Below are 19,802 nucleotides of genomic sequence, written 5' to 3' on the forward strand. Positions count from 1 at the left end.
GTCTAGTCGACGACAATTTCATCGAGGTGAACAGGGCGGGTAATCAGCTGGCGCTGTTCGGGGCCGTAGTGCTGATCGCGGTTTTCCAGGCGCAGGCGCAGGTATCTGGCTGACGTAGTGTCTGCTTCGAGTATGACGGCGCCGTTGTTCAGTGCGTCACCTTCACATTGGCCTAGCGGCTGCCACTGCTGGCTGTCATCGGATGAATATGCCTCGATCCTGCTAGGAAAAAACAGTTCGCGATGGGCGCCTGCTTCAAAGTTCAGACTCATCCGGGTCACTGGCTGGGAGCTGCCCAGGTCGATGACCAGATCGTTGTCGACATCTGTGAACTGCGTCCACTCGAAGCCGTGGAAGATGCGCTCGTTACCCAGCTTGCCGTCGGTCAGGCGTGCGAGTTCGGGTGCCTCGTGCAGTTCGCCTGACGCTAGCCGAAAGAGTGGGCAGTGGAGAGCACGGTGGATGCTCAGGTGCTGGCGTTCGTCGCCGTAGCACCGGCCGGTGACAGAATCAACGCTCATGCAGCGCACTACGCAGCTCTGTTGAATGACCAGCGGCGCCCGATAAATTGGCGACTCAGTGGTGGGCGGGCTGCCATCGGTGGTGTAGTGAATCACCGTACCTGGCATGTCACAGGCCATGGTCACGCTGAGCCCGCCGTTCGTCGCCGGGGTGAACTCAAGGCGCGGTTTCCAGGCGCTGTCCGCCACGGTGTGGCCCTGTTGCCGCAGGGTGTCCATGAGTGCGGGCAGGCGCTGGCAAAAGCTTGTCCAATCGCGGCCGGGTCCTGTCCAGGTGACTTCGGACAGGGCTGTCATGCGCGGCAGGCAGGCATACTCCACGGTCGCGGTATCGCGCAGGTACTCCGTCCATACATTGGCCTGCGCCCCGAGGATGCGTGGGCGCAGAGCCTCACTTACCCCGTCCGGCAATGGGTCGTAGTCGAATACCTGCTTGAGGCTGGCAAGCCCGTGAATGGCCTGTGGCTCGTCCAGCGACGTGGATTGGTAGAAATCAAAGTAGGTGCATTCCACGGGCGTCATGATGGTTTCATGGCCCGCTTCGAGGGCTTGTTGGCAGGCGTCAAACCCGGTCCAGCACATAATGGTGGTGCTGGTGTCGACGTTGCCTTCCATGACCTCGTTCCAGGCGATGGCGCGTCGGCCCAGTGAGGCCAGAATGTCCTCTACCCGGGAGACAAAGTAGCCGTGTAGACGGTCGACCGAGGTCATTCCCTGATCGCGCATCAGCTGCTGGCAGCGCGGGCACTGCTGCCACTTATCTTTGATGACTTCGTCGCCGCCAATATGGACATACTCGAAGGGAAACAGCTCGGCGAGTTCTGCAAACAAGTCGGCGAGAAATGCAAAGGTTTCTTCGCTGGGGCACAACACATCCGGAAAGATGCCGTAGTGCGCCTCTACCTGATAGTCGCCGTCGTCACAGGCCAGTTGGGGGTATGCCGCCAGTAAAGCTGCCGCGTGGCCGGGGATATCGATCTCCGGCAGCACTTCAATATGACGAGCCGCGGCATAGGCGACGACTTCCTTGACCTCTTCCTGGGTGTAGTAGCCACCGTGAGGCTTATCCTCGTATCGACGCTCCCGGTTCGCGGTATGCCCGATGACGCTGCGATCGCGCCAGGCGCCCACCTGGGTAAGGCGAGGAAAACGCCGGCTTTCAAGGCGCCAGCCCTGGTCGTCACACAAATGCCAATGGAATCGGTTCATTTTGTGCAGCGCCAGCAGGTCGATGTAGCGTTTGATAAAGGCCACATCGAAGAAGTGGCGGCTGCAGTCCAGGTGCATGCCGCGCCAGGCGTATGTCGGTGCATCATCGATACGCAGGCAGGGAATTTTATGGCTGTCGGCAGTGGCAACCAGTTGCAATAGAGACTGACAGCCATAGAACGCCCCAGCGGGAGTGCCAGCTTCGAGGGTGACGCCTGCGTGAGCCACGCTCAGTCGGTAGCCTTCGGGCGTTTCGATATCGGGTGCCAGGCTCAGGGTCAGGGGGGTGCCTGACTCGGCTGTGCTCAGGGTGGCTTGCAGTAGTTCTGCACTGGCGGCGAGCTGCGAGCTGTCACAGTTCACGGTGACCGCTGAGAGGTCACAGCTGCCTTCATCCCGTTGTAGTGATTGTGGAAACGGAAGAATGGCTGGTTGCATTGCTCGCGGTCTCGCTTGAGGTTCGGGGTTTAGCCCATAGTTTGCAGGTGGCAGTTGCGGGCGTAAAGCAGGGCGCCTGCGTCAGGCTCCTGTTGCGGCGGTTTGGCGTGGTTGATCACCGCAGCGCTCAGCCATGGCTGATACTTGTCGGCCAGACCGCCCAACATGCAGAAACTGGTAGCGCCTTCTGCCAGCATTTTTTCGGCCATGGCTGACAGATAAGCGGCACCCCGGCGCACGATTTGCTCGGCGACTGCGTCGCCCTGTTCTGCCGCCTCAAAGACAAGCGGGGCCAGAGTGGCGTACTCGCGCGATGTGGCTCCCGCCATTTTGTCGGTAATGCCCAGGCCCTGCACATGCAGCTGTTGTTCGAGCATGGGGAGCAATGCTGTGGAAGGACCAATGCTGTCGAGGGTGAGGAGGGCGTCTCTGATGGCTTCCAGGCCCAACCAGGCGCCACTGGCGATATCGCCGATCGGGAAGCCGTGGCCGCCGTAGCTGCGGGTGGTGGAATCCATCGACATATAGCCAACAGAGCCGGTTCCAGCGACGATGACTGCGCCGTTTTCGCCGCCGTGGGCGGCCAGACAGGCGATGTGGATGTCGGTGGTAAGGTGCATCTCGCCGAAGGGGTGATCCCAAGCCTGCATCAGCTTCATAAAGCGGGGCACATTGACCCCTGCCAGGCCAACGCCTGCAATAGTCTCGCCCATCTGGTTGGCTGAAAGTCCTGCGCTTTCGAGGGCAAGTTGGGTGGCCTCGATGATAGACGACTTTGCCTGTTCAAGGTTCTGGAAGGGATTGGCGGGGCCAGCGATACCGCAGCCCTGTGTTCCCGGGGTGCTCACGCGGGCCTTGCACTTGCTGCCGCCACCGTCGATGCCCAGGTAAATGGGTTGGGAGGGAGTGTTATTGCACGTCATTTATGTCCCCATCGAAAAATAAAAAAAGCCGGTGCACAGCAAAGTGCACCGGCCAAGCTAAGCCTGGTCTTGTCACCCGGCTCGCTGTTGGGCGTCACCGCAACGCCCGACACACAACTGTTATGTGCTCTCGCACACTTGACTGGAGGGAACTCTAGATATTTGAGACAACGTTGTCAACACAAGACTCGAAAGAAACTTGAATTTCGATATTTCGTTTTGTTCCTAATAACTAGCAATCTCAATATATATAGTTATTTAAGGGGTTTAAGCGATTTATATGTTGTCTGGTGCTTTTCAAAAAATAGTTGACAACGTTGTCCTGTCGGCACTAGAGTCTGACTTCGCCGTCGTGGCAGGCTCATCGCCAGGCCGGTTTGAGAGACGATAATTCGATTAATTGGGGAAGCTAAATGTCCAGTAAACTGAGAGAAGCTATCCGCGCCGTAAACCGCAGCACCGTCGCCGCAGCCTCTGTGGGGGCGATTGCCCTGGCCGGTGTGAATGGTGTCGCGCTGGCGCAAGATGAAGAACAGGTGATAGAGGAAGTCATTGTAACTGGCTACCGCGGCAGCCTGCTCAAGAGCATTAACATGAAGCGCGACAGCGATGCCGTTGTCGACGCGATTACCGCCGAGGACATTGGTAAGTTCCCCGACAAAAACGTGGCTGAATCACTGCAGCGCGTCCCCGGTGTTACCATTCAGCGCCAGTTCGGCGAAGGTTCTGCCGTATCTATCCGCGGTGTGGGTAACGAGCTGACCCTGACCACTCTGAACGGTCAGAATGTTGCTTCTACCGGCTGGTTCGTATTCCAGCCCGCCAAGCGTAGCTTCAACTACGAGCTGTTGCCCTCTGAACTGGTCGGCAACATTGAAGTTTACAAGACCTCCCAGGCGGACCTGCCTGAAGGCGGCGTAGGTGGTACCGTTACCATTAACACCCGCACGCCTCTGGAGCTGGATTCCCTCACGGTTTTCGCTTCTGCTGAAGGACAGTATCAGGAAGATTCTGAAGAAACCGATCCCATGATTTCTGGCCTGGTGAGCTGGAAGAATGACAGCGAAACCTTTGGTGCGCTGATCTCGGCTGTATCCCAGGAGCGTTCCCTGCAGCGTCAGGGCAACGAGGCGTTCTGGGAGTGGGGCGCCGGCCCTGTGGCCTTTGAGCAGGAGCGTAAGCGCACCGCGTTTACCGGCTCTTTGCAGTACAGCCCCAATGAAAACTTTGATGTCGTTGTGAACTACATCGACATGGAAATGGAGGCGGATAACACCAACTACGCACTGTGGCTGACCCAGGGCAACACGTCCTGGAGTGGTGTCGATACGCCGCCTGAGTGCCTGATGGGTGGTACACCGGTCTGTGGCCCTCTGAATGTGGCGTTCTACCAGGCGCGTCCGCGTGAAGCGACCATGGAAAGTGATGTTATCGATCTGGATTTCACTTACAGCGGCGACAACTACGTCCTGGAATTCCAGGTGGGTGAGACCACATCATCAGGTGGTACTGACTTTGAAATGGTTGTCGAAGACGGCACCGGTGGTACCCCAATTCCCGGTGGCACTTACGATTTCCGCGGCGGTGAGCAGACCTGGGATACGGCTGGCTTCGATATCACCAGCTACACACCCGATACGCTGGCAATGGGCACCGGTTCCGCCTTCAATGCGACACCCAAGACCGACGAAGAACAGTACGCCCAGTTCGATGCTGAGTTTGATATGAGCAATCTCGGCCCGATCTACGCAGTGAAGGCCGGTGTACGTTACTCCGACCACAACACCACCAGCCGTCGCTATGAGTTCCAGCAGGATCCCAGCTTCAACCCGGTGATTGCGACCTCTGAAGTGGCCGATGGCACTATTGATGTGGGCGCCGGCAGCTATGAAATCCTTAATGTTGACGCCGATGCGCTCAAGAGCTGGGCCAAGAGCAGCATCACTGGCCGTACCGAAGATCTCGGTGCCTACAGTGAAATCGACGAAGAGAACACGGCCCTGTACGCCATGGCCAAGTTTGAAGGTGAATCCTTCCGAGGTAACTTTGGTGTGCGCTATGTGTCGACCGATGCTACCTCCACCTACTACCTGGACGGTGTGAAGCAGGAAGCAGACGCAGATTACGCTGAGTGGCTGCCCAGCTTGAACCTTGCCATGGATCTCAGCGATGAGCTGATCTTCCGTGTTGCAGCGGCTCGTGTCATGGCCCGTCCTCAGTACGTTGACATGTACGTTAACCCGGATAACACCGGTACTAACGACGACCTGCCCAACAACCAATTCTGGATTATCGGTAACGTTGGCCTGGATCCGTACATCGCCAATCAGTTCGACGCGGGCGTCGAGTGGTACTTTAACGACTCCTCACTGCTGTCGTTCACTTACTTCACCAAGGACGTGAAAAACTTCGTGACCTTTGTCGAGTACCCCGCCAGCGCCGGTGAAATTCCGTTCCCGCTGCCTCCTGAGGAAGCGGCGTTCGGTTGGACCGTGCAGGAAAAAGTCAACGGCAAGTCTGCCCAGATCGAAGGTTTTGAACTGCAGTACCAGCAGGACTTCGGTAACGGCTTTGGCCTGACAGCCAACTACACCTACACCGATGCAGAGGCTGACGACGGTACCTTTACTGACGGCAACACCGTCCTGAGCGACAGCTCGAAGGATTCCTACAACGTGTCAGGTTACTTCGAGAACGACCTGCTCCAGGCGCGTTTGGCTTACAACTGGCGTAGCGAGTACATGATTCGTGACGTCGGCGCCTACGCCAACCGTCTGCACGATGACTACGGTTCTCTGGACTTCTCGTCTGCATGGTTTGTCACCGACAACATCACTGTGAACTTTGACGTGATCAACATCACTGAAGAAGATGCAGAGCAGTTTGGTAACAACCAATCCTACTCTCCGAACAGCGGTTTCACCGAAGGCTTCCCTCTGTATGCCTACGAAATGCCGCGTCGCTTCGTACTGGGAGTCTCTGCGCGCTTCTAAGCGCGCAGGTCTCTGCTAAGCAATCAGGGGAAGTTCAGCTTCCCCTTTTTGTTTATACTGCCAGGCCCCTGAAATACCCATTGGAGCTATCTATGGCTAATCCTGTACCTCTGGATCACGCGATCCATTCCAGCACACGTGTGCGTCCCTCTCCAGAACTGTCTATTGCAGCAAATCAGCAGGTGCTGCCTGTTGTCGTGCACGAGTTTGCCCAGTTGTCTGTGGAATTCCCCCTGGTGTTTTTGAAGCACGCCGAAACCGGCCAGTTTCAGGCTGTGGCACTGCTGGGCCTCGCTGAGGGTGAGAATCTCATGCTGCAAGATGGCAAGTGGCTGGGTGCGACATTGCCCGGTGCTCTGCAAATGCCGCCGTTCAAGCTGCTGATGCTCGACCCCAATGGCGAGCGGGTCACCGTGGGTATCGACCCCGAGTCACCCATGGTCAGTGAAACCGAGGGCGAGAAACTGTTTGACGAAGCTGGCGAGCTGACTGAGTTCATGCAGAATCGGCGCAAGGGACTCGAAGAGTACTACCAGAACGGCCAGGTCACTCGGGCCTTTGTCAGCCTGTTGGTGGAGAAGGATCTGCTGGTGTCGCAGACGCTCAACATGGATATCGACGGCGAAAAAATCAAAGTCGATGGCATTTACCTGGTCAGCGAAGCAAAGCTGCGCGAATTGTCGGATGAAGACATTCTCGATCTGAACCGTCGCGGTTTTCTGCAGGCCATTTATGCACACCTGATCTCCCTGCGGCAGGCCAATCGTCTGGCCCGGATCCGCGTCGACCGCAAGAGCGGTGGTCCGACCATCCTCGGACTATAGCAACGTGGACAACGGGCGGATAAAAAGTGTTCTGGTCGTCGGCGGTGGTACCGCCGGCTGGCTGGCCGCCTGTCACCTGGCGCGCAAACTGCATCCGTCCGATCCTCAGGGTGTGCGCGTCACGCTGGTAGAGTCGCCCGATATTCCGACGATTGGAGTGGGTGAGGGCACGGTGCCCGCCATTCGCAATAGCCTGCAGTATCTGGGCATTAGCGAGACGGAGTTTATTCGCCACTGTGAAGCCACCTTCAAGCAAAGTATTCGCTTTGATGGCTGGATGGCTGCCCCGGACCACAGTTACCACCATGTGTTTGACTATCCGCGTCGCGACCCCGTCGATGTCACGCCCTATTGGTTACTAGGCGGCGAGGAGCAATCCTACGCCCAGTGGGTCGGCATTCAGGCGGGGATTTGCGACGCGGGGCTAGGCCCCAAGCAGATGACCCAGCCCGAGTATGCTGGCGTAGCCAACTATGCCTACCATCTGGATGCCGGGAAATTTGCCGAGCTATTAACCCGCCATGCCACCGAAAAGCTTGGTGTGGAGCACCTTAAGGCTAATGTCCGTGAGGTAAAGCTGGCGGCCAATGGCGATATTGAGGCGCTGGATACTGATCGTCTCGGCGAGTTGCGCGCCGACCTTTTTATTGACTGCACCGGCTTTAATTCCATGCTCCTGGGCAAGGCGCTGGGCGTTGAGTTTATTGATCGCAGTGATGTCCTGTTGGCCGATCACGCTCTGGCGGTGCAGGTGCCATACCCTGAGCCTGACAGCCCCATCCCCAGCCAGACCATTGCCACGGCGCGTAGCGCCGGTTGGATCTGGGATATCGGTCTGGTCACCCGGCGCGGGACTGGATACGTCTATTCCTCCAATCATATCGACCACGATGCGGCGGAACTGGAGTTGCGGGACTACCTGCGTCAGAGCCTGGGTGACCGGGTCGACGATCTTGCTTGCCGACGCATTCCCATGCAGGTGGGTTACCGCGAGCGCTTCTGGTTCCGCAATTGCGCCGCCATTGGCCTTTCCCAGGGATTTGTCGAACCACTGGAAGCCACCGGCCTGCTGATGTTTGATGCCACGGCGCGCATGCTGGCGGAACAGTTTCCTGCATCGCGCGACCTGATGCCATTGCTCAGCGAGCGTTTTAATCGCCGGGTACAGTTTGCCTGGGAACGCGTGATCGACTTTATCAAACTGCACTACTGCATCTCCGACCGGGACGACACTGCCTTCTGGCGGGACAACCGCGACCCGGCTGGTATTCCCGAGAGTCTGCAGGAAAATCTCGCCCTGTGGCGCCATCAGGTGCCCAGCGAGTACGACTTCTCCAGCAAACTGGAAATTTTCAATCTCGAAAACTATCTCTATGTGCTCTACGGCATGAACTACGGTACTGCCATTGAGCCGCTGGCCTATCGCTACCGCGATTCGGCGTTGGCGGCGAAAGCTGTGCAGCGCACTCAGGCAGTTGTGGAGGAGGCCAGGGCTAACCTGCTACCCCATCGTGAGCTCATCGAGAAAATCCACCGCTACGGACTCCAGCCTGTGTAGCGCCGGACAGGAAATATCCTATGAATAATAATGACAGCCGGACAATTACCATTGTAGGCGGCGGATCCTCCGGGTGGATGACCGCGCTTTATCTAAACACCCTGTTCAACAAGGAACAGCTCAACTACCAGATCCGGGTGATTGAGAGCCCCGACATTGGCATCATCGGCGTGGGTGAGGCGACGGTACACAGCGTGCGGTTCTTCTTTGCCGCAATGGGGCTGGACGAAAACGAACTGCTTAGGGAAACCAACGGGTCTCTCAAGCTGGGTATTCTATTCCGTAACTGGATGAAGCCGGTCGACGGTAAGACCCACGAATATTTCCACCCCTTTGAACAGCAGCGTCTGGGGCGGGGCATGGATATCTCCAGCATGTGGCATATGTCCGGGCGCGGCACCCGCGAGCGCTATGACGAGGCGGTCAGTTTGAGCTCCGAGCTAGTCGCCCATCGCCATGTCCCAAAAACCGCCAACTCCCAGGCCTATCAGGGTGTTGTGCCCTACGGTTATCACATTGATGCCACCCTGCTGGCCCGTTTTCTCAGGCGTAAAGCCGTGGCTGAGGGCGTAGAGCATATCGAGGCGACCGTCACATCAGCAACCACCGAAGGCGAGATGATTCAATCGGTAGAGACTGATAAGGGCAGCTTCACCGCAGACTTTTTCATCGACTGCACGGGCTTTCGCGGCCTGCTAATTGATCAACTCAAGCAGGACAACTGGGAGTCATTTGCCGATGCGCTGCCCTGCAACAAGGCGGTGGCTATTCAGCGAGAACTGCCCGACGACCTCGGCGCCAAGCCCTACACCACGGCAACCGCACTCAGCAATGGCTGGGCCTGGCAGATCGATTTACAGAATCGCCAGGGCACCGGCTATGTTTATGACGGTAATCGACTCAGCAAGGAAGAAGCTGAGCAGGAGTTGCGTGATTTCCTGGGGCCGGACGCGGCGGTGCTCAAGTGTGCGCACCTGAATATGAAGGTCGGTTGCCGCAAGGAATTTTGGGTGGGCAACTGTGTGGCCATCGGACTATCCGCCGGTTTCATCGAGCCACTGGAATCGACGGGGCTGCATTTGATCAACCTCGGCGCCGGCCTGCTGGCGACGCACCAGCCGAATCGCGAGGTCGATCAATCCATACGAGATTCTTACAGTCGCCTGATGCGCGGTTTCTATCAGGACCTAAAGCAGTTTATCGTGCTGCACTACTGCCTGACTGACCGCGACGACACCGATTTTTGGCGTGCTGCTCCGGCTACTGTGGAGCACACCCCCTGGCTGCAGTCGCAATTGCAGATCTGGAAACACAAAATCTGTGAGTTCCACGACCTTGCCGGAAGTTTTTCGACTACCTTCAATGACGAAAATTATCGCTATATTCTCTATGGGATGCATCACAACCCGGCGCTGACCCAGTCGGTTGATGCTGCGGCCAGTGAGCAGTTATTTGCTCAGGCAAATGCCAACGCCGAGCGCGCTCGTCAACTTACTAGCGCCCAGGGTGACTACCTGAGCCAACTCAATCTTTGATTCTATGCTGCGAATTTTTCTCTTAAGCCTGGGGCTGGTCACAGCCCTTATCGTCGGTCCTGCTCGAGCCGCGGTGATTCCCGCACCGGTATCCATACAGCACGGTAATGGATTTACGGTGCTGCCCCTGCCATTGCAGCTACTTGGCGTGGATGCCGCGCTGGTATCTGAGCAGCAGTTGTTACAGCAATACCTCAACAGTGCCGACATTGCGTTTGGTGGCGCAGCCGGTCCCGGTATTGGTCTTGCCATAGACCAGGCGCTAACGGCCTCGGCATATCGGCTGGAGGTGGGTGGTACCGGTGTGTCTATCGTCGGGGGCGACCAGGCCGGGGTATTACACGGCCTGCAAACCTTGCGCCAGCTGTTGGCCCAGGCGGATATCTCAGAGCAGGGCGTGCAACTGGCTCAGCTGGTGATTACGGATCAGCCGCGGTTCGGCTACCGCGGCATGCACCTGGATGTGAGTCGGCATTTCTTTGACGTGGATTTTATCAAGCGCTATATCGATCTGCTGGCACTGCACAAAATGAATGTCTTTCACTGGCATCTCACCGACGATCAGGGCTGGCGCCTCGAGAGCAAGGCGTTTCCCCGCCTGACGGATGTCGGTGCCTGGCGCAGCGGCACTGTGGTGGGGCACACCCACGACGCAGGCGCGATGAGTGACGGCCGTCGCTACGGGGGTTACTACAGCTGGGATGAGGTGCGTGAGGTTGTTGCGTATGCGGCCCAGCGCCACATTATGGTTGTCCCGGAGATCGATGTGCCGGGGCACGCTTCGGCGATGATTGCCGCCTACCCGGAGCTGGGGTGTGGTGAATCGCAGGCGAAGGTTCAGACTCACTTCGGTGTGTTCCCTGAGATCTTGTGTCCCAGTGATGCAACCTTCACCTTCCTGGAAACGCTGCTGACAGAAGTGGCTGAACTGTTCCCCGGGCCCTATATCCATATTGGTGGCGATGAGGTGCGCAAGGATCGCTGGGAAGACTGTGACCTGTGCGATGCGCTAATGAAGGCGCATGCGCTGGAGGATCACGGCGAGCTCCAGGCCTGGTTTGTGAATCGCACCGAAACCATCGTCAACGCCCTGGGCAAGCGCATTATTGGTTGGGATGAAATTCTCGACGGTGAAGTCAGGCCATCGGCAACGGTGATGTCCTGGCGCGGTCAGGAAGGTGGTATTCGCGCTGCGCGGGCAGGCCACGACGTGATCATGACACCGCTGCAGCATGTGTATTTCGACTTCTATCAGGGGTCGTCGGTCGATGAGCCGATGGCTATTCACGGTTTGACCCGGCTGCCAGATGTCTATGCATTTCAGCCCGTTCCGGCTGAACTCAGCGCCAAAGAGCGAGGCCACATTCTCGGTGCGCAGGCAAATTTGTGGACGGAATACGTGCCCACCGAAACTGATGCTGAGCGTATGGTGTTGCCGCGCATGTCAGCACTCGCTGAGGTGCTCTGGACCCCTGTAGAGAAGCGCAATTTCGAAGCATTCGCCCAGCGTCTGCCGGCACTGGAAGCCCAGCTCAGGGCATTGGGATACGAGTTGGCGGACAGCCACTACAAGCCGCATATCAAGGCCAGTGAAAATGACGATGGTAGCTTTACCGTGACGCTGGAGTCGCTGGCCCAAGATATGCGCTACCGCATCGACGGTGGTGCAGAGCAGCGTTACAGCGCGCCTTTTACCGTCGCCAAATCCGGCGCGGTAAATGCATGGACAACACAACATGACGGCTCACCGCTCGGGGATGCTCGACTGACTCTGGTTGATCACGCGGCACGGGGAGCAACGATTCACGGCGCTATGCACGCCGCGGCGCTGGTGGATGGACGCTTGGCAACCGACCGAATTTTCCGTTATCCCGAGTGGGCGTCTTTCGGCCCCGAGGGTATGGATGTCGTGATTGATTTGCTGCATCCGGCTGCTGTTTCCAGTGTGAGTATTGGCTGGCAGGCGGGTGTTCACCGCAAATTATTCCGGCCAACTGCGGTCAGCGTGTTGCTGAAAAACTCGCAGGGTGAGTGGCAGTTGGCGGCCGAGCTTGACCGCGAGGCCATTGCGGCGCTGGATGGCCACCGCATTGAACTGAACTTTCCGACCGCGACGGTTGGTGAGCTGCGTATTGTTGCCGCGAGCGATCAGTTGCACTGGTCCGAAGAGCAATCAAAAGACGTGCCGTCGACGCTTAAGATCGACGAGCTCGTCATACGATAATAACGAGAGGTAGATCTCAGTGCAGGATGCTGTATTGACTGGATTGGACTGGGCGATGATTGTTGCCCTGTTGCTGTTTTCCCTGGCCGTGGGCTTGTTGGTAAAAGACAAGGCCTCCGAGGGCGGCATGGAGGGCTTCTTTGTCGCCGGCAGGAAAATGCGCTGGTGGTTTCTGGGAACGTCGATTGTGGCAACGACCTTTGCCTCCGATACCCCGCTAGCGATTACGGGCTGGATAGCTCAATACGGTATTGCCGGCAACTGGTTCTGGTGGAGTGAAGTCATTGCCGCCGTGGCCATGACGGTGTTCTTCGCTCGTAAGTGGCGCAACAGTGGCGTGGTCACCGATGTAGAGATTGCCGAGCTGCGTTACGGTGGTGCCCAGGCGACGGTGCTGCGTACGGTCAAGGCATCGGTGTTTTCCACGTTTGTGAACTGCATTATTCTCGGCTGGGTGTTTGCAGGCATGGCCAAGATTTCCGAACCGTTCATGCATTGGGAAGCGCTGCTCGGGCCGGGTATTTATAGCTTTATCGAGGCCTGGTATCCGGAATCGTTGATGTTCCAGACCCTGGATAATTCCATCACGATCGTGCTGTTGCTGATGGTGACGCTGTTTTACTCCACGCTCGGCGGACTGCGAGCGGTCATGATTACTGACCTTGTGCAATTTATCCTGGCCATGAGTATGTCGATTCTAGTGGCCTATCTGGCGGTACAGCACGTGGGCGGTCTGGAGTCCATGTGGGGACAGTTGGACACGCTGTATCCAGCGGACGCTGACAGCGAGTTTTTGTCGGCGGAGAGAGTGGCCTCGTTTGCACCGGCCTTTGGTGAAGGCGTCACGGGATCACTGGGCATTCCCTTTACCGCGTTTGTACTAACGCTGGGAGTGATGTGGTGGACCAGCGGTAAGGTCGATGGCTCGGGATATATTGCCCAGCGTCTGTATAGCGCCGAGGATGGCGGGCAGGCCGAGAAGGGCGCGCTTTGGTATGCCTTCGCCAACTTCATGATGCGTTCCTGGCCCTGGGCAATTGCCGGTGTGGCTGCGCTGGTGATTTACCCCCGGGCAGAAGTGACTCAGGTGGCGCAGGATTTCACCAACTGCCTGCAGGACGCCAGCTACTGCACCGCGCAGATAGCGACCTGCATGGACAATCGCTATGCCTGTGAGATCTCTGAGTACGCGCTGTTGTACAAGGATGTCGATGCCAGCGGTAACACTGTCTTTCTAGAGGATCGCGAGCGGGGCTATCCGGCCATGATTCGCGATGTGATGCCGGTGGGGCTGCTGGGCCTGGCGCTGGCCTCACTGATGGCGGCATTTATGTCCACGGTATCGACGCACATTAACTGGGGTGCATCCTATATTGCCAACGATTTTTATAAGCGCTTCTTTGACCCCAATGCCTCCGACCGGCGCATGACCTGGGTGGGGCGCCTGTCCACACTGGGTATTGCTTTGGTGAGCGCCTGGGTGGCAACGTTCATCGACAATATCGGCTCTATGTGGGAGCTGTATGGCGGCATGATGGCAGGGCTTGGCTTACCGCACCTGATGCGCTGGTTCTGGTGGCGAGCCAATGCCTGGACTGAAATTTCCGGCATGGTCATTGGATTGAGTCTGGCGACGATTAACTTTGCGGTGGGCCAGACCTCGGGTTACGGCGAGGGGCAGATGTCGATATTCCCCGCGTTTATGGCAAGTCATGCGGTGCATGTGATCGCCTGGATTTCCCTCGCGGCAGGTATTGGCTCGTTGATCACCACCTTTTTGACGCGGCCCGTGGATGAGTCGATACTTGAAGAGTTCGCCCGCCGCGTGCGGCCAATGGGTTTCTGGAACGGCCACAACCACGGCTATTCTTCGGAGCGCGGCCTGCTGGCGTCAGTGGTTTACTGGTGTACCGGGACGGTGTCCATTTACTCCGGCATGTTCGGTATTGGCTACCTGCTTAAACTGAACTACGCACTTGGTTTTGGTCTGCTGGCGCTGTGTATTGTCGCGCTGGTGATAACGGTGCATGGGATTAATGCTGTCGACCGCGGCGCCGGGGACCAGGCGTGAGCCCAGCGGCAGGACAGCGCTCGCTGGCCCTGGATGTCTTTCGCGGTATCGCCATTGCCGGCATGATTCTGGTGAACACGCCGGGTTCCTGGGCTCATATTTATGCCCCCCTGCGTCACGCCGACTGGCACGGTTGTACGCCCACTGATCTGGTTTTTCCGTTCTTTTTATTTGCCACCGGCGCGGCGATGTTTTTTTCGTTTGCGCGGAGCCAGTACCAGCCGCAGCCTGATGTGTTGCGCGGCATTGCCCGGCGTAGCGCGCTGCTAATCCTGATCGGTATTCTGCTGAACGCTTATCCCTTTATGACGCCGCTTTCGGAGTGGCGTATTCCCGGCGTGTTGCAGCGCATTGGCCTGGCGTATGCGCTAGGCGCTCTACTCATTCTGTACTGTCCCGGGCGCTGGCGTTACCTGATTTCGGCGGCCTTGTTATTGGGTTACTGGTGGCTGTTACAGACCTTTGGGGGAGATTCTCCCTATTCGTTAGAACACAACCTGGTTCGCGATGTGGACCTGGCGGTCTTTGGAACCAGTCATCTGTGGTCGGGCTTTGGTATTGCCTTCGACCCCGAGGGGCTGCTGAGCACGTTGCCCTCGGTGGTTAGCGTGGTGGCTGGCTTCGAGGCGGCGCGCCTGGTGGGCAGGGCGCCTGTGGGCGTGGGGATAGTTACCCGTTTGTTGGTGATTGGTGCTGCCATGATAGGTGCCGGCATGCTCTGGAATGCATGGTTTCCGATTAACAAGGCCCTGTGGACCAGTAGCTATGTACTGTTCACGTCGGGGATAGGCTGGGTCACTCTGGCGCTGCTGATGTTGGTGCTGGATGTGTGGGGGTTCAGAAAGCTCGGCCGCCCGTTGGAGATTTACGGCACGAATCCGTTGTTCATCTATATTGTGTCGATTGTCCTGGCTCGCACGCTCTGGTTGATTGAGCTTGAGCGCGACAATGGCGACACCGTCAGCCTCTATACGTGGCTGTGGGAGCAGTTGCTGCCGATGGCATCGCCCGTGAATGCATCACTGATTTTTGCGCTGGTGAACGTGGCCTTGCTGTGGTGGTTGTCGCTGGTGCTCTACCGGCGCGGCATTATCATCAAGCTTTAATGCGCGCCAGCAGCGCCTGATTGTGGCGCTCAATATGCTTAAAAAATTCGGGGTTGCTGAGAGCGCTCGCGGCTGCCTCGTCGACGATCACGACGGTGGCCGGGTGCATTTGCAGCGCTGATGCCGGGCACCACGCAGAGACCGGTCCTTCCACCATAGCCTTAATGGCTTCCGCCTTGCTCTCACCGGTGGCCAGCAATACCACCAGACGCGCTTCCATGATGGTGCCAATACCCATGGTAATCGACAGCTGCGGCTGGGTTTCACCTTCACTGAAAAAACGCGCGTTGTCGGCAATGGTTTCTTCGGTGAGTGTTTTTACCCGTGTACGTGATGCCAGGCACGACGTAGGCTCATTGAAACCAATGTGGCCATTGCGCCCGATCCCCAGCAATTGAATGTCGATGCCGCCGGCCGCAGCAATCGCCCCTTCGTACTCCCGGCAGGCGGTCAACGGGTTGTCGGCGTTGCCTGGTGGCACGTGGGTGTTGCTGCGATCGATATCGATGTGTTTAAAGAACTCTTCATCCATGAAGTAGCGATAGCTCTGCGGGTGCTCCGGAGGCAGGTCCATGTACTCATCAAGGTTGAAACTGCGGACCTCGCTGAAGGAGATATCGCCCTGTTGATTGCTCTCAATCAGTTCCCGGTAAAGCTTTAGCGGCGTGGAGCCGGTGGCTAGACCGAATACCGAGGCGGGTTTTGCCTGCAGCTGTTCGCGGAAAATGTCTGCGCCGTAGCTGGCAACGGCATCGGCGTCGTCGAGAATGACTACTTTCATGAATTCGGTCCATGGATATGTGAGAGGTGGTTGCCGGCAACCCAGGTGTCGTACACCTTAAGCTCGGCGTCGAAGTGGACAATGTCGGCGCGGTAGCCACTGTGCAGGCTGCCCAGTTGATCGCCGAGATCCAGGAACTCGGCGGGGTAGCGCGAGGCCATGCGCAGGCACTCTTCTTCGGCAATGCCAACGCTGTCGCGGGAGTAGCGTACGGCGTCATTCAAGCCAATGGCGCTGCCGGCCAACGCGCCCTCGGCATTAACCAGTTTGCCCTCGTGTACCTCGATCTTTTCGCCATAGAGCGTGAAACTGGTTTCGTCGCTACCCACGGTAGACATAGAGTCGCTGACCAGCATGAGCTTGCCGCGGGGCAGGCAGCGCTGGGCGATGCGGATGCTGGCCGGATGTACGTGATGGCCGTCGGCAATAATTCCCACCCAGCTGTGTGCGCTGTCCAGCGCCGCGCCTACGGTGCCGGGGCTGCGCGATGTCAGCGGGCTCATGGCGTTATACAGGTGAGTGAAACCGCGCAGGCCTGCTTCCAGAGCGTCGTTGACCTGCTCGTAGACGGCATCGGTGTGGCCCGCACACACAAGAATGCCGGCGTCGCTAAGTACGCGAATCTGATCTGCGGTTGCGTGTTCCGGTGCCAGCGTCAGCATGGCCTTGATCGCGGTAAGTGAACTGAGCCAGGCGATATCCTCATCGTCCAGGGCTCTGATCATGTCCGGGTTATGGGTGCCGCGCTTGGCCATATCGAAGAAAGGGCCTTCGATATGGATTCCCAGGATTGAGGCACAGCCTGCGGCCCTGGCTTCGGCAACAGCTTGCGCCGCAGCGCGATGAACCGCGGCGGTGTCGCTGATAATCGTGGGCATGATTGCCGTGGTGCCGGCGCTGCGGTGTCCAACGGCCATTTGGGTGACCGTGGTAGCGTTCGGTGCATTGTTGAACAGCACGCCGCCGCCGCCATTAACCTGTACATCGATAAACCCGGGTGCCAGCGTGCCCGGGCAGGAGATCACTGCTGCGTCCGCGGGAATGTCCTCGGTCGCCACCACACCGACGATGTGATCGCCGTTAATTGCCAGCGCGCTGTGGTAGTGGAAGGCGTCGCCATCAAAGATGCGAGCGGCTTTTAAATAGTGCATGAGTGTTATCTTGGGCAGGTAGAATCGCGGACAATCAGCTGCGGTTGGAAACCCTGATCAGCGACCTGGTTGTCGGTGCCTTGCCGCGATGCGCGAACCAGGTCAATCAACAATCGTGTGGCGGTTTCGGCGATCTCGGGATTGGGCTGATGTGCGGTCGTCAGCTTCGGCCAGCTCTGGCGGGAGAATGGACTGTCCTCAAAACCGATGATCGACAATTGCTGGGGCACCGGTACCTGCTGGATTCTCGCCGCGAATAATGCACCCGCGGCGATCTCATCGTTACACGCGAAAATGGCGGTTGGTGGCGGGTCGAGGGTGAGAAGTGAACGGGTGCGATCGGTACCGGAATCGAAGTTGTATTCGCCCGGCAGAACCAGGCCATCTTCGGGGCTGACATTGTTGGCTTCCAAGGCCGCTTTGTAGCCCTGCATACGGGTGACACTCGACAAGTGTTCTTCTTCGCCCCCCAGGAATGCGATGCGCCGGTGGCCCAGTCCAATCAGGTACTGCGTAATCTTGTACGCGGCCCGGTAGTCATCGATGAATACCTTGGGGCCGTACTGGTCGGGGTCACGGTCACCGGAGATGATCCGCGTAAATTTAACGCCACGTTCTGCCAGAATGCTGACTACCTCATCGGATTCGGAGAAGGGAGGGGTGAGAATCAGGCCGGCAATATGGCTGTTGCTTGCCACTTTCAGCAGCTCGTCGACCAGCCCCTCGCCGGTGGCGTCGACGGGGTGAATCAAAAGTTCAAAGCCATTGCTCTGGCACTCTTTGAGAATGCCGTGCTGCATTTCAATCACGTAGTGACTGTTGGGGTTGTCGTATATAAAGGCGATAAAGCTGGCGCTACCACGCAGCTGTCGGGCTGACAGGTTGGGCTGATAGTCGAGCTCTTCGATCGCTTTCCAGACCTTCTCCTGCATCGCTTCACCCACACTGGGTTCACGATTGATGACGCGGGAAACGGTCTTGAACGACACGCCAGCCAGTTTGGCTACGTCCTTAATGGTTGCTTTGGCTTTCATGGGCTTAGTTTATCGCGTTGGCGCGCCTGAGACAACGTTGTCATTGCGCGCGTTATGGTGTTTCTGAGCTCAGGGTGGCCAACAGCGTGGAGGTTGTGTCGACAGCAGAAAAAGGCCGCCGCCCGCGCTAGCAGGCGGCGGCAGGCTCAGGCTGCAGAGCGTCCTCTGCTTTCTCCCGATGGATACGCATGACCAGCGGAATGAGTACCAGTCCCATGAGCGGCGCAAAGAGTACAGCCAGGCCAACCAGCGTGGCGGTCACACCATAGCTGTCCAGGACGACGCCGAGCACAGGACCGGTAACAATGAAGATACTTCTTACCCCCAGGCTGACCAGCGAGTTCACAGTGGCGCGAAAATCGCCAGGAACGCGGCTGTTCAAGGCCTCATAAAAAACCGTCATCGACAGGCCGCGGGAGATCTGCACGGCGAAACCGCAGATGACTCCCCACCAGCCGACACCTAACGCCATACCGACCAGCCCGAGCAAGGGTAGGGCGGCGATGAGTATCAGCAGTTTGCGATACCCCAGGTACTTTTCCAGGGCTTCCGCGTAACGCGCCGCGAGGCTAACAGTCAGAGCGAAAGCTGCCCAGATGTAACCAAACCAGGCCAGCGGTACGCCCTGTACCTCCCAGTACTTCTGGTAAATCCAGAATACATACACTGCCAGCAGGCCGAACACGGCGATAGCGAATGCTGTCCAGAACACCACAGGCTTGCCGAACAGTAAGAGTTCAACAATGTGCCTGGCATTCGCGCCGTGGCTATCGCCACGCGAGGCATCACCTGGCCGCGGCGCTTCGACGACCAGTAACCCGAGCAGGAAGGGCGCAAAGCCGGTAAACGCCTGTACGGTTACCACCCAGTCCATAGACCAGAGCAACAGCAGGCTTGCGGCAATACCCGCTGCGCCTGACGCAGCAGCTTCCACCGAAATCAGGCGACTGAGCGCCTTGCTTGCCCCGGGGCCGCGTTTACCAATCTTGCGCAGATAGACTTCGGTGTCATACAGCAGTGCGAGGTCGGCGCCGGAGATCAGGCTAAAGCCCACGCCGAGAATTGCTTCGTAAATCAGGAAGTCGACGAAGCTGTCAGCCCACAGTAGTGACAGAAAACCAATCGCATTCAAGCCAGAGCCGAGCAAGATGGCGTTGCGCCGCCCCCACAGGTCGGCGATATAACCTGACGGCACTTCACACAGGGCAATGGTCAATGCGAACAGGGCCTGCGTTTGCAGGACCTCGCTCATGCTCAGACCATGCCCCTGTAGCAGTGGCACAAAGACGGGTACAACCACCAGGAAACCCTGGAAGAACCCCATCAGGTATATAGCTTTGATATTGTTTTCGAGTGACCTTTTCACGGTTCCTATCCCTACTGCGGGAGAACCCTGAAAGCGGAGGTGATTTTCTACTGGGAAATAAAAAAGGC

General features: G+C 57.8%; 13 protein-coding genes. 7 read left to right on the plus strand and 6 right to left on the minus strand.

The window, feature by feature from the left end; translation table 11 throughout:
• Positions 1–2: 2 nt before the first annotated feature.
• Together BST95_RS07965 and BST95_RS07970 are read right to left on the minus strand one after the other, a co-directional pair.
• Positions 3–2,168 carry a glycoside hydrolase family 20 protein gene (locus BST95_RS07965; RefSeq protein ID WP_084198823.1) on the minus strand — a complete coding sequence of 722 codons (2,166 nt, stop codon included), beginning with the start codon at positions 2,166–2,168 and terminating at the stop codon, positions 3–5.
• Positions 2,169–2,197: 29 nt separating this feature from the next.
• Positions 2,198–3,091 carry a glucosamine kinase nucleotide-binding domain-containing protein gene (locus tag BST95_RS07970; RefSeq protein ID WP_084198824.1) on the minus strand — a complete coding sequence of 298 codons (894 nt, stop codon included), beginning with the start codon at positions 3,089–3,091 and terminating at the stop codon, positions 2,198–2,200.
• Positions 3,092–3,504: 413 nt separating this feature from the next.
• Here BST95_RS07970 and BST95_RS07975 point away from each other — a divergent pair, with 413 nt between their 5' ends.
• The 7 genes from BST95_RS07975 (at position 3,505) to BST95_RS08005 (ending at position 15,402) form a co-directional block, all read left to right on the plus strand.
• Complete coding sequence (locus BST95_RS07975) at positions 3,505–6,084, plus strand: TonB-dependent receptor (RefSeq protein WP_084198825.1); 2,580 nt, start codon at positions 3,505–3,507, stop codon at positions 6,082–6,084.
• Positions 6,085–6,176: 92 nt separating this feature from the next.
• Entirely contained in the window at positions 6,177–6,908 is a 732-nt protein-coding gene (locus BST95_RS07980) for a SapC family protein (RefSeq protein ID WP_084198826.1), read from the plus strand.
• 4 nt (positions 6,909–6,912) lie between these two features.
• Positions 6,913–8,466: a tryptophan halogenase family protein gene (locus BST95_RS07985; RefSeq protein WP_084198827.1), complete on the plus strand. Its 1,554-nt coding sequence runs from the start codon at positions 6,913–6,915 to the stop codon at positions 8,464–8,466.
• A gap of 20 nt (positions 8,467–8,486) precedes the next feature.
• On the plus strand, positions 8,487–10,001 hold the full coding sequence (locus BST95_RS07990; RefSeq protein ID WP_084198828.1) for a tryptophan halogenase family protein: 1,515 nt from the start codon (positions 8,487–8,489) through the stop codon (positions 9,999–10,001).
• Between the two features lie 4 nt (positions 10,002–10,005).
• On the plus strand, positions 10,006–12,225 hold the full coding sequence (locus BST95_RS07995; protein ID WP_084198829.1) for a beta-N-acetylhexosaminidase: 2,220 nt from the start codon (positions 10,006–10,008) through the stop codon (positions 12,223–12,225).
• Between the two features lie 34 nt (positions 12,226–12,259).
• Positions 12,260–14,296, plus strand: coding sequence for a sodium:solute symporter family protein (locus BST95_RS08000; protein ID WP_146004187.1), 2,037 nt, complete (start codon positions 12,260–12,262; stop codon positions 14,294–14,296).
• Positions 14,293–15,402 (plus strand): acyltransferase family protein, encoded by a 1,110-nt coding sequence (locus tag BST95_RS08005; RefSeq protein WP_229801668.1) that lies wholly within the window; start codon positions 14,293–14,295, stop codon positions 15,400–15,402. Before BST95_RS08000 ends, BST95_RS08005 begins: the two co-directional genes overlap by 4 nt.
• Here the strand turns inward: BST95_RS08005 and nagB are convergent.
• The 4 genes from nagB to BST95_RS08025 form a co-directional block, all read right to left on the minus strand.
• A complete protein-coding gene (nagB, locus tag BST95_RS08010; RefSeq protein WP_084198831.1) occupies positions 15,392–16,183 on the minus strand; it encodes a glucosamine-6-phosphate deaminase in 792 nt (263 codons plus the stop codon). The genes BST95_RS08005 and nagB overlap by 11 nt on opposite strands.
• The gene (gene nagA, locus BST95_RS08015) at positions 16,180–17,334 is read right to left on the minus strand and encodes an N-acetylglucosamine-6-phosphate deacetylase (protein WP_084198832.1); all 1,155 of its coding nucleotides are present in this window, start codon (positions 17,332–17,334) and stop codon (positions 16,180–16,182) included. Before nagA ends, nagB begins: the two co-directional genes overlap by 4 nt.
• Positions 17,335–17,339: 5 nt before the next feature.
• On the minus strand, positions 17,340–18,368 hold the full coding sequence (locus BST95_RS08020) for a LacI family DNA-binding transcriptional regulator (protein WP_084198833.1): 1,029 nt from the start codon (positions 18,366–18,368) through the stop codon (positions 17,340–17,342).
• 127 nt (positions 18,369–18,495) lie between these two features.
• Positions 18,496–19,734 carry an MFS transporter gene (locus tag BST95_RS08025; RefSeq protein WP_084198834.1) on the minus strand — a complete coding sequence of 413 codons (1,239 nt, stop codon included), beginning with the start codon at positions 19,732–19,734 and terminating at the stop codon, positions 18,496–18,498.
• Between the last annotated feature and the right edge of the window lie 68 nt (positions 19,735–19,802).

The sequence above is a fragment of the Halioglobus japonicus genome (genome assembly GCF_001983995.1).
Taxonomy (GTDB): domain Bacteria; phylum Pseudomonadota; class Gammaproteobacteria; order Pseudomonadales; family Halieaceae; genus Halioglobus; species Halioglobus japonicus.

Bases quoted from the DNA above. Each gene is read 5' to 3' on its own strand.
- BST95_RS07990 (WP_084198828.1), top strand. From the start codon at position 8,487: ATGAATAATAATGACAGCCGGACAATTACCATTGTAGGCGGCGGATCC.
- BST95_RS07975 (WP_084198825.1), top strand. From the start codon at position 3,505: ATGTCCAGTAAACTGAGAGAAGCTATCCGCGCCGTAAACCGCAGCACC.
- BST95_RS07965 (WP_084198823.1), bottom strand. From the start codon at position 2,168: ATGCAACCAGCCATTCTTCCGTTTCCACAATCACTACAACGGGATGAA.
- BST95_RS07970 (WP_084198824.1), bottom strand. From the start codon at position 3,091: ATGACGTGCAATAACACTCCCTCCCAACCCATTTACCTGGGCATCGAC.
- nagA (WP_084198832.1), bottom strand. From the start codon at position 17,334: ATGCACTATTTAAAAGCCGCTCGCATCTTTGATGGCGACGCCTTCCAC.
- BST95_RS07980 (WP_084198826.1), top strand. From the start codon at position 6,177: ATGGCTAATCCTGTACCTCTGGATCACGCGATCCATTCCAGCACACGT.
- BST95_RS07995 (WP_084198829.1), top strand. From the start codon at position 10,006: ATGCTGCGAATTTTTCTCTTAAGCCTGGGGCTGGTCACAGCCCTTATC.
- BST95_RS08020 (WP_084198833.1), bottom strand. From the start codon at position 18,368: ATGAAAGCCAAAGCAACCATTAAGGACGTAGCCAAACTGGCTGGCGTG.
- nagB (WP_084198831.1), bottom strand. From the start codon at position 16,183: ATGAAAGTAGTCATTCTCGACGACGCCGATGCCGTTGCCAGCTACGGC.